At 63.2% G+C, this 14,659-nt stretch carries 10 protein-coding genes and 3 tRNA genes; 8 read left to right on the top strand and 5 right to left on the bottom strand.

The window, feature by feature from the left end; all coding sequences use genetic code 11:
• Positions 1–199 precede the first annotated feature (199 nt).
• Genes AC2VLV_RS04055 through cobA form a run of 8 tightly spaced genes read left to right on the top strand, consistent with a single transcriptional unit; the run spans position 200 to position 10,916 of the window.
• Positions 200–1,480, top strand: a complete 1,281-nt coding sequence (locus tag AC2VLV_RS04055) for a CmpA/NrtA family ABC transporter substrate-binding protein (RefSeq protein WP_486988755.1) — start codon at positions 200–202, stop codon at positions 1,478–1,480.
• Between the two features lie 31 nt (positions 1,481–1,511).
• Positions 1,512–2,426 carry a nitrate ABC transporter permease gene (gene ntrB, locus AC2VLV_RS04050; RefSeq protein ID WP_486988754.1) on the top strand — a complete coding sequence of 305 codons (915 nt, stop codon included), beginning with the start codon at positions 1,512–1,514 and terminating at the stop codon, positions 2,424–2,426.
• A gap of 35 nt (positions 2,427–2,461) precedes the next feature.
• A complete protein-coding gene (locus tag AC2VLV_RS04045; RefSeq protein WP_486988753.1) occupies positions 2,462–3,262 on the top strand; it encodes an ABC transporter ATP-binding protein in 801 nt (266 codons plus the stop codon).
• Between the two features lie 32 nt (positions 3,263–3,294).
• Positions 3,295–5,754: a nitrite reductase large subunit NirB gene (gene nirB, locus AC2VLV_RS04040; protein WP_486988752.1), complete on the top strand. Its 2,460-nt coding sequence runs from the start codon at positions 3,295–3,297 to the stop codon at positions 5,752–5,754.
• On the top strand, positions 5,751–6,149 hold the full coding sequence (gene nirD / locus AC2VLV_RS04035; RefSeq protein WP_486988751.1) for a nitrite reductase small subunit NirD: 399 nt from the start codon (positions 5,751–5,753) through the stop codon (positions 6,147–6,149). Before nirB ends, nirD begins: the two co-directional genes overlap by 4 nt.
• A gap of 53 nt (positions 6,150–6,202) precedes the next feature.
• Positions 6,203–9,004, top strand: a complete 2,802-nt coding sequence (locus AC2VLV_RS04030; RefSeq protein WP_486988769.1) for a nitrate reductase — start codon at positions 6,203–6,205, stop codon at positions 9,002–9,004.
• A gap of 33 nt (positions 9,005–9,037) precedes the next feature.
• On the top strand, positions 9,038–10,108 hold the full coding sequence (gene ybiB / locus AC2VLV_RS04025) for a DNA-binding protein YbiB (protein ID WP_486988750.1): 1,071 nt from the start codon (positions 9,038–9,040) through the stop codon (positions 10,106–10,108).
• On the top strand, positions 10,092–10,916 hold the full coding sequence (gene cobA, locus AC2VLV_RS04020) for a uroporphyrinogen-III C-methyltransferase (RefSeq protein ID WP_486988749.1): 825 nt from the start codon (positions 10,092–10,094) through the stop codon (positions 10,914–10,916). Before ybiB ends, cobA begins: the two co-directional genes overlap by 17 nt.
• Positions 10,917–11,088: 172 nt before the next feature.
• On the opposite strand, the gene AC2VLV_RS04015 is transcribed toward cobA, so the two are convergent.
• From AC2VLV_RS04015 to AC2VLV_RS03995, 5 genes are all read right to left on the bottom strand, one after another.
• Positions 11,089–11,165 (bottom strand) — tRNA-Asp (locus AC2VLV_RS04015).
• 23 nt (positions 11,166–11,188) lie between these two features.
• Positions 11,189–11,264 (bottom strand) — tRNA-Glu (locus AC2VLV_RS04010).
• A 30-nt stretch (positions 11,265–11,294) separates the two neighbouring features.
• A tRNA-Ala gene (locus AC2VLV_RS04005) sits at positions 11,295–11,370 on the bottom strand.
• Positions 11,371–11,445: 75 nt separating this feature from the next.
• Positions 11,446–13,866 carry an endopeptidase La gene (lon, locus tag AC2VLV_RS04000; RefSeq protein WP_486988748.1) on the bottom strand — a complete coding sequence of 807 codons (2,421 nt, stop codon included), beginning with the start codon at positions 13,864–13,866 and terminating at the stop codon, positions 11,446–11,448.
• A 104-nt stretch (positions 13,867–13,970) separates the two neighbouring features.
• The coding region (locus AC2VLV_RS03995) for an AAA family ATPase (protein ID WP_486988747.1) at positions 13,971–14,659 on the bottom strand (689 nt) is incomplete at its 5' end.

The raw sequence follows: 14,659 nt of genomic DNA, 5'->3' as shown, positions 1-14,659 counted from the left end.
GGGAGTTTCCCTCTGAACTTCCCAGAGTCTAGATCTGGCACGCTGATTGCTTTTAGAAAGCCGTAGACCAACGGCGGTCTATGTTGAACCCACTGAACGGGAGTCTCCCCCGCTCAGCCCGGCAATGATGCCTTCGTGTGCTTCGCCTTGTGTGAAGCGCCCGAAGGCTTTTTTTTCGCCCGCTATTTCAGGAACCGCTATGCGCAACCAGCAAGACGCCACACCCCCGAGCAACGACCCGGCACAACCCTTGCGCCGCACCCTCATCAAGTCAGGCGCCGCTGTGGCGGTTGCAGGTCTTTTCCCCGGCCTGCAGCCCACGGCACGCGCCGCCACTCTGGGAAAGCCTGAAATGGAAGAAGTGAAGATCGGATTCATCCCCCTGACCGACTGCGCTCCCGTGGTGATGGCCTCGGTGCTGGGTTTCGACAAGAAGTACGGCGTCAAGATCGTTCCGAGCAAGCAGGCCTCGTGGGCCGCGGTGCGCGACAACCTGCTCACGGGCGGCATTCAGTTTGCCGATGTGCTGTATGGCTTGATGTACGGCGTTCAGGTCGGCGTCGGCGGCCCCAAGCGCGACATGGCCGTGCTGATGACGCTCAATCACAACGGACAGGGCATCACCCTGTCGGACAAGCTGATCAAGGACGGCATCACCACCGGCCCGACGCTGGCCAAGGCCGTACTGGAGAAAAAGCGCGCCTGGACCTTCGCCCAGACCTTCCCCACCAGCACCCACGCCATGTGGCTGTATTACTGGCTGGCGACCTACGGTGTGAACCCAATGCGCGACGCCAAGGAAATCACCGTGCCGCCGCCGCAGATGGTGGCCAATATGCGCGTGGGGGCGATGGATGGCTGCTGCGTGGGCGAACCCTGGAACGCCGTGGCGATTGCGCAGAAAGTGGGCTTTACCGTAGCCACCAGCCAGGAAGTCTGGCCCGAGCATCCGGAAAAGGTGTTGGGCGCCACCGCCGAGTTCGTGCAGAAATACCCCAACACCACCAAGGCGGTGATGGCAGCGGTGCTGGACGCCAGTCGCTGGATCGACGCCTCGGATGCCAACCGCACCAAGATGGCCGAAACCATCGCAGCTCCCGGCTATGTCAACACTCAGGTCGACACCATTCTGCCGCGCATCCTCGGGCATTACGAAAACGGCCTGGGCAAATCCTGGCAGGCCAAGCACCCGATGCGTTTTTTCGAAGATGGCGCCGTGCCCTTCCCCTATCTGTCCGACGGCATGTGGTTCCTCACCCAGTTCCGCCGCTGGGGCCTGATCAAGACCGACCCCGACTATCTCGCCGTGGCCAAGGCAGTGAACCGCGTCGATCTTTACAGGGAAGTCGCCACGGCGCTCAAGGTGCCGGTTCCCACGAACTCGTTGCGCACCTCCACGCTGATCGACGGCGTGGTGTGGGATGGCAAGGACCCCAGGGCCTATGCCCACGGCTTCAAAGTCAACGATCTCGCCGTTTGACCTTGCCGACGCAATGAACCAGGAGTCCAGCATGAACACTGCCGTCTTTTCCGCCCCGGGCGGATCGTTTGAAGCCTCTGCGACGGAGGGCGCCTCACCCGAAGCCCCCACCGTAGCCACGAGCAAACCCGCCATCCGCACCGTGAGCCCGGCGGAGCGGCAACGCGCGAAGAACCGCCAGATCGCGCTGCGCCTCATCGCCCCGCTGATGGGCTTCGCACTCCTGCTGCTGGTATGGGAACTGGCTGCCGAACACAGCGCGCAATTCCCCTCGCCGCTGGTCACCTGGCAGTCGGCGCAGAAGGTGTTTGCGCATCCCTTTTATGACAACGGGCCGAACGATGTGGGCATCGGCTGGAACCTGCTGGCCTCGCTGCAGCGCGTGGCCTACGGCTTTGGTCTGGCGGCGCTGGCGGGCATTCCGCTGGGCTTCGCCATTGGCCGCGTGCAGTTTTTGAACCGCATGCTCTCGCCCCTCATCAGTCTGCTGCGCCCGGTGTCGCCGCTGGCCTGGCTGCCCATCGGTCTGTATGTGTTCAGCAATGCGCCGGCGGCGGCCATCTACACCATCTTCATCTGTTCGATCTGGCCGATGATGATCAACACCGCCATCGGCGTACAGCGCATTCCGGCGGATTATTTGAACGTCGCCCGCGTGCTCGACCTCTCCACCTGGAAGGTGTTCACCAAGATTTTGCTGCCCTCGGTCATGCCCTACATGATGACCGGGGTGCGGCTGTCGGTCGGCACCGCCTGGCTGGTGATCGTCGCCGCTGAAATGCTGACAGGCGGCACCGGCATCGGCTTCTGGCTGTGGAACGAGTGGAACAACCTCAATCTCGCCCACATCATCATCGCCATTCTGGTCATCGGCGTCACCGGCATGGTGCTCGAAGGCGCGCTGATGCTGATTGCGCGGCGCTTCAGCTACGACGAAGCGCGCTGATCCTTCCATCACGCAAAACACAAAAGGCCATCATCATGGAACGCTTCATCGTCATCCAACACGTCGAGATGGTGTTCGACACCGCGCGCGGCCCTTTTCACGCGCTCAAGGGCATCCACCTCGACATCGCCAAGGGCGAGTTCATCAGCCTGATCGGCCATTCCGGCTGCGGCAAGAGCACCCTGCTCAACCTCATCGCCGGACTCACCCTGCCGTCCTCCGGAGTGATGGTGTGTGACGGCCGCGAAATCCACGCGCCAGGCCCTGACCGCGCGGTGGTGTTCCAGAACCACTCGCTGCTGCCTTGGATGACCTGCTACGGCAACATCTACCTCGGCGTGGAGCGTGTGTTCGGCGCGAACGAAACCAAGGTGCAGCTCAAGGCCCGCACCCAGGCCGCGCTGGAACTCGTTGGTCTGCCGCACGCGGCGCACAAACATCCGCACGAAATCTCCGGCGGCATGAAGCAGCGCGTCGGCATTGCCCGCGCGCTGGCGATGGAACCCAAGGTGCTGCTGATGGACGAGCCCTTCGGCGCACTCGACGCCCTCACCCGCGCCAGACTGCAGGACGAGTTGCAAGGCATCGTGGCGAAAAGCGGCGCCACCGTGGTGATGGTGACGCACGACGTGGACGAGGCAGTGCTGCTGTCCGACCGCATCGTCATGCTGACCAACGGCCCTGCCGCGACCATCGGTGAAATTCTCACGGTCGATCTGCCGCGCCCGCGCGAACGTCTGGCTCTGAGCGAAGACCCGCACTACGCCCACCTGCGCGCCCAGGTGCTGGAGTTTCTCTACAAGCGCCAGGCGCACCCGCAGGCCAAGGCGGCCTGAGGCGCAGCGTGCAACCCAATGGACTTCGCATCATGAACAAATCCAAACTGGTTCTCGTCGGCAATGGCATGGCCGGGGTGCGGGCGCTGGAAGAGCTGCTCAAGCTCGCGCCCGACCTCTACGACATCACCGTGTTCGGCAGCGAGCCGCACCCGAACTACAACCGCATCCTGCTCTCTCCCGTTCTGGCCGGGGAGCAGACCATCGAGCAGATCATCCTCAACCCGCTGGACTGGTATGCCGACAACGGCATCACCCTGCACACCGGCAAGACGGTGGTGGAGATCGACCGCATCAAGCGCGTGGTGCGCACCGATGACGGCCTCGAAGCCCCCTACGACCGCCTGCTGCTGGGAACAGGCTCGCTGCCTTTCATCCTGCCGGTGCCGGGCAAGGAGCTGGACGGGGTGATCGCCTACCGCGACATCAAGGACACCGAGACCATGATCGAGACCGCGAAGACGCATAAGCACGCGGTGGTCATTGGCGGCGGTCTGCTGGGCCTGGAAGCGGCCAACGGCCTGATGCTGCGCGGCATGGACGTGACCGTGGTGCACATCATGCCCTGGCTGATGGAGCGCCAGCTCGATGATGTGGCGGGCAAGCTGCTGCAGAAATCGCTGGAAGACCGCGGCCTCAAGTTCCTCATCGGCGCGCAGACGCAGGCGTTGTTGGGCAATGAATCAGGCCGGGTGCGCGCCGTGCAGTTCAAGGACGGCAGCGAAATTCCCGCCGATCTGGTGGTGATGGCCGCGGGCATCCGCCCCAATACCGCGTTGGCGGAGAAGGCCGGCATTCACTGCAATCGCGGCATCGTGGTGAGCGACACGCTGCAGACCATCACCGACCCGCGCATTTACGCCCTGGGCGAATGCGCCGCGCATCGCGGCATTGCCTACGGCCTGGTGGCGCCGCTGTTCGAGCAGGGCAAGGTGGCGGCCAATCATCTGGCCCAGATGGGCATTGGCCGCTACACCGGCAGCCAAACCAGCACCAAGCTCAAGGTCACCGGGATCGACCTGTTTTCGGCGGGCGATTTCATGGGCGGTGAGGGCTGCGAAGACATCGTGCTGTCCGATCCGTTTTCTGGGGTCTACAAGCGTCTCGTGGTAAAGGATGACAAGCTGGTCGGCGCCTGCCTGTATGGCGACACGGTGGACGGATCGTGGTACTTCAAGCTGCTGCGTGAAGGTCGCAAGGTAAGTGACATACGCGACAAGCTGATGTTCGGTGAAAGCGCGTTAGGCGACGCCGGCCATCAAGGCCAGAACAAGGCCATGCTGATGGCCGACAGCGACGAGGTCTGCGGTTGCAATGGCGTGTGCAAGGGCGCCATCGTCAAGGCGATCAAGGACAAGGGGCTGTTCACCCTCGATGAAGTGCGCAAACACACCAAGGCCAGCGCCTCCTGCGGTTCGTGCACCGGGCTGGTCGAGCAGATCCTGATGTTCACCGCGGGCGGCGACTTCTCCGCCACGCCGAAAAAAAAGGCGCTCTGCGGTTGCACCGACGCCAACCACCAGGAGGTGCGCGACGCCATCCGAAAACAGCATCTGCTCACCATCGCCGACGTGTACGCCCAGCTCGGCTGGCGCACGCCCAACGGTTGTTCGAGCTGCCGCCCGGCGGTGAACTACTACCTCATTTCCACCTGGCCGCACGAGGCCAAGGATGATCCGCAAAGCCGTTTCATCAACGAGCGTAGCCACGCCAACATCCAGAAAAACGGCACCTATTCGGTGATTCCGCGCATGTGGGGCGGCGAGACTTCGGCTGCCGAGTTGCGCCGCATCGCCGACGCCGTGGACAAGTACAACATCCCTACGGTGAAAGTGACCGGCGGCCAGCGCATCGACCTCCTGGGCGTGAAAAAGGAAGACCTGCAAGCCGTGTGGGCCGACATCGGCATGCCCAGCGGCCACGCCTACGCCAAGGCGCTTCGCACGGTGAAGACCTGCGTCGGCAGCGAATGGTGCCGCTTCGGCACCCAAGACAGCACGGCGCTGGGCAAGCTGCTGGAGCGCGCCACCTGGCGCATGTACGCGCCGCACAAGGTGAAGTTTGCCGTCAGCGGCTGCCCGCGCAACTGCGCGGAAAGCGGTATCAAGGACGTAGGCATCATCGGCGTCGATTCCGGCTGGGAGATGTATGTGGGCGGCAACGGCGGCATCAAGACCGAAGTCGCGCAGTTCCTGGTCAAGCTCAAGACGCAGGAGGAAGTGCTGGAATACACCGGCGCCTTCATCCAGCTCTACCGCGAGGAAGGCTGGTATCTGGAACGCACCGTGCATTACATCGCCCGCGTCGGGCTGGACGTTGTGAAACAGCGCATCCTGGCCGACGCCGAGGGCCGCAAGGCGCTGTGGGAGCGGCTGCAGTTCGCACTGCAGGGCGAGCCCGACCCGTGGTTCGAGTTCGACAAGGCGCAGGTGGATACGCGGCAGTTCATTCCCATCGTGCCGGTTGCCGCAGCACAGGGAGAGTCGGCATGAGCACCAGCCACTGGACTCCTGTCTGCACCCTGTCAGAGATTCCCGCCCTGGGCGCACGCCGCGTGCGCCGCCCGGACGGCGTGGACATCGCCCTGTTCCGCACCGCCAGCGACCGCATCTACGCCCTGCTCGACCGCTGCCCGCACAAGGGCGGCCCGCTGAGCCAGGGCATCGTGTTCGGTGAATCGGTCGCCTGCCCGCTGCACAACTGGACCATCCGGCTCGATGACGGCCGCGCGCAAGCGCCGGACGAGGGCTGCACCCTGGCCTTCGACGTGAAAGTGGAAGGCGAACAGGTCTACCTGCGTAGCGACCAGTTGCTGGAGCCGATTGCCTCGATGTCCGCCATGGCCGACGCGCACTGTGACGGCGCAGCCTGCGCGAGCGCCCACTGATGAACGCCGCCGACCTGCCCGCCCGCAGCATCGCCATCGTGCCCGAGGGCACGATGCGTGAGGTGCGTTCCACCTGCCCGTATTGCGGCGTAGGCTGCGGCGTGCTCATCAAGACCGAGGACGGGCGCATCACGGGTGTTCGCGGCGACCCGGATCATCCGGCCAACTTCGGCAAGCTGTGCACCAAGGGCGGCGCGCTGCACCTGAGCGTCAAGCCGGAGTTGCTGCCGCAGGTGCGCGCGCTGCGGCCCGAACTGCGCACGCAGCGCGATGCGCCACGCCGTGCGGTGCGCTGGGACGAAGCGCTCGACCATGTGGCGCAGCGCTTCGCCGCCATCATCGCCGAGCATGGGCCCGACAGCGTGGGTTTCTACATCTCGGGGCAGATGCTGACCGAGGACTACTACGTCTTCAACAAGCTGGCCAAGGGGCTGGTCGGCACCAACAATGTGGACACCAATTCCCGCGTGTGCATGAGCAGCGCGGTGGCCGGCTACAAGGTCACGCTCGGCGCTGACGCGCCGCCGTGCAACTACGACGACATCGACCATGCAGCCAGTCTGGTGCTCGCGGGCAGCAATGCGGCGTGGTCGCATCCCATCACCTTCCGCCGCATCGAAAAGGCCAAGGCCAGGCGGCCCGAGATGCGCATCATCGTCATCGATCCGCGCCGCACCGAAACCGCCGAACTCGCCGACCTGCACCTGCAACTGCTGCCCGGCACCGACGTCGCGCTGTTCCACGCCATGCTGCATGTGATGGTGTGGGAAGACCTGGTCGACCCCGCCTACATCGCGGCGCACACCAGCGGCTATGCCGCACTGCGCGAGCGGGTGCGCGACATGAGCCCGACGGTTGCTGCCAATCTGTGCGGGCTGAAGGCGCAGGACATCGTCACCGCCGCGCGCTGGTTCGCGCTGGGCGCGCCTGACGCCGCACCGCGGTCGCGCCAGCCCACGCTCACGATGTATTGCCAGGGGCTGAACCAGTCGAGCAGCGGCACGGCGAAGAACGCCGGGCTCATCAACCTGCATCTCGCCTGCGGCCAGATCGGCAAACCCGGAGCGGGGCCATTTTCGCTCACCGGCCAGCCCAATGCCATGGGCGGACGCGAAGTGGGCGGCATGGCCAATCTGCTGTCGGCGCATCGTGATCTGGCCAACCCCGCGCACCGCGCCGAAGTAGCCAAACTCTGGGGGGTGACCGACGTGCCGGCGCAGCGCGGCAAGACCGCCATCGAGCTGTTCCAGGCCGCCGCCGATGGCAAGATGAAGGCGCTGTGGATCGCCTGCACCAACCCGGCGCAGTCGCTGCCCGACCAGGCGCTGGTACGCCGAGCGCTGGAAACCGCCGAACTCGTCGTGGTGCAGGAGGCCTACACCACCGCGGCCACCGTGCCTTACGCCGACGTACTGCTGCCCGCCACCACCTGGGGCGAGAAGAACGGCACGGTGACCAACTCCGAGCGCCGCATCAGCCGCGTGCGCGCCGCCACCGCAGCACCCGGCGAGGCGCGCGACGACTGGGCGATTGCGGCGGACTTCGCTCGCCGTCTCGAAGCCCTGCTCCCCGCGCGTCTGAACGGCAAGCTCACCCTCTTCCCCTACGCCACGCCCGAAGCCGTCTGGAACGAGCACCGCGAAAGCACCCGAGGCCGTGACCTCGACATCACCGGCTTGTCATGGGCCACTTTGGAACGCGACGGCCCGCAGCAATGGCCCTACCCCGCCGGTGCGAGCGCCGGCAAAGCGCGGTTGTACGCAGACGGCCTATTCCCCACGGCAGATGGACGCGCCCGGTTTTTCGACGAAGCCTTCAAGCCCGTCGCCGAGCCTTGCGACGCACGCTACCCCATGGCGCTGACCACAGGCCGCCTGCGCGACCAGTGGCATGGCATGAGTCGCACCGGTTCGGTGCCACGCCTGTTCAACCATGCACCAGAGCCCTGCATCGACCTGCACCCCAGCGAGATCGCCCGGCGCGGCCTGAGCGACGGCGAGTTGCTGCGCGTGTCCTCGCGCCGCGGTGACCTCATCCTTCCCGCCCGCGCCACCGACACCGTGCGCCCCGGCCAAGCCTTCATCGCCATGCACTGGGGCGCGGAATACCTCGCCGGGCGCAATGCCGAAGGCGTGGCGCGGCTAGGCGTCAACGGCCTCACCCTGCCCGTCATCGACCCCTATTCCTTCCAGCCCGAACTCAAGCACAGCGCGGTGCGGGTGGAGGCCGCCAACCTCAGCTGGCACCTCGCCGCCTTCGGCTGGATGCCTGACGCCAGCGCCCAGGCGCTGCGCGCCACGCTGATGCAGGAGCTGGCCGAACTGCCCTTCGTCATGTGCGTGCCCTTTGGCCGCGAGCGCACCGGCCTGCTGCTGCGCGCTGCGGCACGCGGTGCACCACCTGCCGAGTTGCTGGCGCGCATCGAAGCCCATTTCGGCGTGCAGGGAAGCGCCGCGCTGCACTACGCCGACCCTGGCCGCGGCGTGCGCCGTGCCGTGCGGCTGACAGGCGAGCGCATCGACGCCGCGCTGCTCAGCGGCCCGGCCGACAGCGTGGTGGCGCAAGGCTGGCTGCGCGAGTTGCTGCAAAGCGAAGCGAGCGCCAAGCCCTATGGCCGCTGGCTGCTGCTGCCCTCCACCACGCCACCGGCCAATCTGCCCCGCCCCGGCCACCAGGTGTGCAACTGTTTCGATGTCTGGCAAAGCCAGATTGACGCCCTGCTGCCCACGCTGATGGGCGACGCTGACATGCAACTCGCCGCGCTGCAGCAACAACTCAAATGCGGCACCAACTGCGGCTCCTGCCTGCCCGAACTGCGGCGCATCGTGCGCGACGGCGCACGGGTTCCGGCCTGATTCTTGCTGTAACCGATTCAGGAGGTTCTCGCCATGTTCAACCCCGCATCCCAGCTTCCCGTAGCGCTTGAAACCGGCCCGGGCCGATTCAATCCCGATGCCCTGTCGATGCTGCGCACCATCGGCCGCGGCGCAGACGGCAGCCGCAATCTGAGCCGCGAACAAGCCCGCATTCTGATGGGCTGGCTGCTGCGGCGCGAAGTCTCTGACGCCCAGATCGGCGGCCTCCTGCTGGCCTTGCGCATGAAGGGCGAGAGCGCCGAAGAGCTTGAAGGTTTCACCCTGGCCGTGCAGGATGTCATCGCTCCCATGGTGGTGCGCACCGCACGTCCCGTCGTGGTCATTCCCAGCGCGAACGGCGCTCGCCGCTTGCCCAACCAGGTACCCTTGCTCGCCGCACTCCTGCGCGAACAAGGCTTTCCCGTTCTGGTGATCGACGCCCCCTCCACTGAGCACGGACGTCTGCCCACCGAGCCCCTGTGGAAAGCACTGGGTATGCATGTCGCCTCGGGGGTCGAGCAGGCGCAACAGTGGCTCGAACAAAACGAAGCCGTGCTGCTGCCACTGAACACCCTCAGCCCAGAGCTGCACCGATTGCTGCAATGGCGCAACGTGCTCGGCGTGCGCAACGGCGGTCACTCAGTGGTCAAGATGCTCAATCCCCTGCAGTCACCCAGCCTGCTCGTGACGGCCTACACCCATCCTGAGTATGCGCAGCTAATGCAAAAGGTTTTGCTTGCCTTGCGGCAGCCCACCTTGCTGCTTCGCGGTTGCGAGGGAGAGGCCGTGGGCCACCCCAATCGAGATACCGAACGCCTCGGTCTGCACGCGGGCGGCGCAGTGCAAAAGTGGCCAGCCGGTGCGCCGTTCATTCCGTGCCCGCATATGCCTGATGGACTCGACCTGAACTCCAGCGCGGACTGGACACATGCCGTGCTCGACGGCTATTTGCTGCCGCCTGAGCCCTTGGCGCGACAGATGGCCAGCATCCGCGCCATGTGCGAGGTCATCATGGCCCCCGCTAGCACGTTTGCCAAGGCGCCAACGATTTCTACTCCACTTACCTGCTCACGCACGGAGCCCCCCCATGCTCAGCCCCGCTGACCCTCCTCGACTCACCGTCCACCTCGTCGGCGCAGGTCCGGGCGATCCGGAGTTGCTCACCCTCAAGGCAGTACGCGTGCTGCAGCAAGCCACAGTGGCCCTGGTCGACGACCTGGTGAATCCCGGCTGTCTGAAACATCTCGCGGCGGGCTGCCGCATCGTTTCAGTCGGCAAGCGTGGCGGGTGTGCCAGCACATCACAAGAATTCATCGAGCGACTCATGGTGTATGAGGCCCTTCGTGGCGAGCGTGTCGTTCGCCTCAAAGGGGGCGACCCACTGGTTTTTGGTCGGGCTGGAGAAGAAATTTCAGCCTTGCGCACAGCCGGTCTCCAAGTTGAGGTCGTTCCTGGCATCACGGCCGGGATGGCAGCAGCGGCGGCAGCGCGCACATCCCTTACCCATCGACACCATGCACCGGGTGTGGCATTCATCACCGGCCACCGTCAACCCGATGGCAGCCCGCTGCGATGGTCGGCACTCGCCCAATCAGGTCTGACCCTGGCCATCTACATGGGAGTCGCCGAAGCCTCCTCCATCGAAGCGGGACTGCTGCAGGGGGGGCTTCCCCCCGAAACACCTGCGATGCTGGTTCAGGCCGTCAGTTGCACAGAAGAACGCCTCGTCGCTACCCGCCTAGCCGACCTCTGCAACACCATTCAAACCAAGGAAGTAGGCTCGCCTTGCGTGATGCTCGTCGGAGAAGCCATGCAGGAGGCCGTGCATCTATTGCATACACCCATGAACTCGTCCGCATCTGGGGATGCCGTGCATGCTGAAGAACATGTGCGTCAATATGTGGCCGCTTGAACTCAACATAGAGCGACGGGCCAGTACTATTGGCGAATAGGTCTGCCGGTATTCGTTCCCAGGGTATTCGCGGGGCGGCATCGGCGCCATAGTCCTACCAAACCCGCCAAAGCCTTTTGCCAAAAAAAATGGATTAGCTTATACGCTAATCCATTGATATTTATTTATAAATTGGCGGAGTGGACGGGACTCGAACCCGCGACCCCCGGCGTGACAGGCCGGTATTCTAACCAACTGAACTACCACTCCATGCAGATTCGGTTTGTTGAATCTGGCGTCCCCTACGAGATTCGAACTCGTGTTATCGCCGTGAAAGGGCGGTGTCCTAGGCCTCTAGACGAAGGGGACTAAACCTTCAGTTTTATTGCTTGATTTACTTGGTGGAGGTAAGCGGGATCGAACCGCTGACCTCTTGCATGCCATGCAAGCGCTCTCCCAGCTGAGCTATACCCCCGAAAGCAAACCAGCATTCTATACCGATTTTTTCCGTTGTTGCAAGCGCTATTTCATTGAGCTTTTGGTGAACCGCTCAGTGACGCGCGGTCTCAGAAACCGGCGCATCCACTGGCGCTGCTGGCACTTCAACGGCCTTGGCGGGAATTTCGTCTTCCAGTGCCACGGGAACGCGCTCAAGCGCCAGGTCCAAGACCTGATCAATCCATTTCACCGGAATGATGGTCAGGTTGGCCTTCACGTTTTCGGGCATCTCCTGCAGATCCTTGACGTTTTCTTCGGGAATCAGCACCGTCTTGATTCCTCCTCGCAGCGCCGCGAGGAGCTTCTCCTTCAGGCCGCCGATTCCAAGCACCTCGCCCCGCAGGGTGATTTCGCCAGTCATGGCAATTTCAGCCTTGACGGGAATGCCCGTCATCGCGGAGACGATCGCAGTCGTCATGGCAATACCGGCGCTCGGACCATCCTTGGGCGTCGCGCCTTCGGGAACGTGGATGTGCAGATCGCGCTTCTCGAACAACTCGTCTTTGATGCCAAGGCGACGTGAGCGAACCCGTACCACCGTGCGAGCAGCTTCGACCGACTCTTTCATCACATCGCCCAGAGATCCGGTGCGCAGAATGGCGCCCTTTCCGGGCATGGCAGTCGCCTCGATGGTCAACAAATCTCCGCCGACTTCGGTCCAGGCCAAGCCCACCACCTGACCGACTTGGCTCTGCTTTTCAGCAATGCCGAAGTTAAAACGCCTCACACCAATGAAGTCGTGAAGGTTGTCTTCGGTGACCACGACCTGATCGGTGTAGGTTTTCAGCAAGCGTCCTTTGACCGCTTTGCGGCAGATGCGCGAAATCTCACGCTCCAGCGAGCGCACCCCAGCCTCGCGCGTGTAGTAGCGAATCAGGCCTCGAATAGCGCTTTCCGTCACGTCGAGCTCGTCTTTCTCCACCCCGTTGTTCTTCATCTGCTTGGGCAGGAGATAACGCTGGGCGATGCTGACCTTTTCATCCTCGGTGTAGCCGGCCAGACGAATGACCTCCATCCGATCGAGCAGCGCCGGGGGAATGTTGAGCGAATTCGAGGTGGCGACAAACATCACATCGGACAGGTCGAAATCAACTTCGACATAGTGATCGCTGAAGGTATGGTTCTGCTCGGGATCGAGCACTTCCAGCAAGGCAGAGGACGGATCGCCGCGGAAATCCATGCCGAGCTTGTCCACCTCGTCGAGCAGGAACAGAGGGTTGCGAACCGCCACTTTGTTCAGACTCTGCAGGATCTTGCCGGGCATGGCGCCAATGTAGGTGCGGCGATGACCACGAATCTCGGCCTCGTCCCGCACGCCGCCCAGGGCCATGCGCACGAACTTGCGCCCGGTCGCGCGAGCGATGGATTGACCCAGCGAGGTCTTGCCCACCCCCGGAGGGCCAACCAGGCAAAGAATCGGCGCCTTGACTTTGTCCACGCGCTGTTGCACCGCGAGATATTCCAGGATGCGTTCCTTGACCTTTTCGAGACCGTAGTGATCTTCCTCCAGCACCGCCTCGGCAAATGCCAGATCGTGGCGCACCTTGCTCTTCTTGGCCCACGGCAGGCTGATCAGCACGTCGAGGTAGTTACGCACCACCGTAGCTTCCGCCGACATCGGTGACATGAGCTTGAGTTTTTTCAGCTCGCCTTCAGCCTTCTTCTTGGCGTCCTTGGGCATGCGCGCGGCCTTGATCTTTTTCTCGATCTCTTCGATGTCCGCGCCGTCTTCGCCCTCGCCCAGCTCTTTCTGGATGGCCTTGACCTGTTCGTTCAGGTAGTACTCGCGCTGGCTTTTTTCCATCTGGCGGCGCACCCGACCACGGATACGCTTTTCGACTTGAAGAATGCCGACTTCACGTTCGAGTTGTTCAAGCAAATTTTCCAGACGGGCATGCACGTCGTGCAGATCGAGCACAGACTGTTTCTGTTCCAGTTTGAGCGGAAGATGCGCGGCGATGGTGTCAGCCAGACGGCCCGGGTCATCGATGCCGGAAATCGAGGTGAGAATTTCAGGCGGGATTTTTTTGTTCAGCTTCACGTACTGGTCGAACTGCGCCACCACCGCGCGCCGCATCGCCTCGGATTCCGCACTGGTTTCCGAACTGGATTCGATGGGCACAGCCTCGCAGGCGAAATAGTCGCCGTTGTCCCTGATGTTCAGGGCGTTGGCCCGCTGCGCGCCTTCAACCAACACCTTGACCGTGCCGTCAGGCAGCTTGAGCATCTGCAAAATGCTCGAAAGACAGCCCACCTCGAACAGATCGTCGGGCTTGGGCTCATCTTTGGCCGCAGCCTTCTGCGCGACCAGCATGATCTGCTTGCCGCTTTCCATGGCCGATTCCAGCGCCTTGATCGACTTGGGACGCCCCACAAACAAGGGAATCACCATGTGGGGAAAAACGACCACATCGCGCAAAGGCAGCAGCGGCAGTGCAGTGAGGTCGGTGTTTTGCTCAGGGATATCGGACATGTAGGTCACCCGAAAATAAGTTGGTGTGCAGATGGGGACTCAGGCTGAATTTGCAAGCAGGCGATGCTGGCAACCTCCTGCTTGCAACCGCCGGCTGGCTGCCGTCAGGTTCCCGACGCCTTCGCCGCATCCTGGTAGATCAGCAGCGGTTTGGCGCCGGACGCAATCACGTTTTCGTCAACGACGACGCTCGCCACGCCTTGCGCATTGGGCAGGTCGAACATGAGGTCAAGCAGCGCCTGCTCAACGATGGAGCGCAGTCCGCGGGCGCCAGTCTTGCGCTCAAGCGCCTTGTGCGCAATCGCATCGAGTGCGGCCGGGCGAAACTCCAGTTTGATGCCATCCATCTCGAACAGCTTCTGGTATTGCTTGACCAGCGAATTCTTGGGCGCCGTGAGAATTTCGATCAGCGCGGGCTCATCAAGTTCTTCCAGCGCGGCGACCACCGGCAGACGGCCCACCAGTTCGGGAATCAGGCCGAACTTGACGAGATCGTCCGGCTGAGCCTGAAGGAAAGTCTCGGAGACACTGCGCTCAGACTGAGTTTTGACCGTGGCCGAAAAACCGATGCCCGACTTCTCGGAACGATTGCGGATCACCTTTTCCAGACCGTCGAACGCCCCGCCGCAGATGAACAGAATATTGGTCGTATCGACCTGGATGAAATCTTGATTGGGATGCTTGCGCCCGCCTTGTGGCGGCACCGAGGCCATCGTGCCTTCGATGAGTTTGAGCAAAGCCTGCTGCACGCCCTCGCCCGACACATCCCGCGTGATGCTGGGGTTGTCCGATT

It is taken from the genome of Thiomonas sp. TH-17, assembly GCF_057473305.1.
This window is presented reverse-complemented; position numbering and strand designations above follow the sequence as displayed.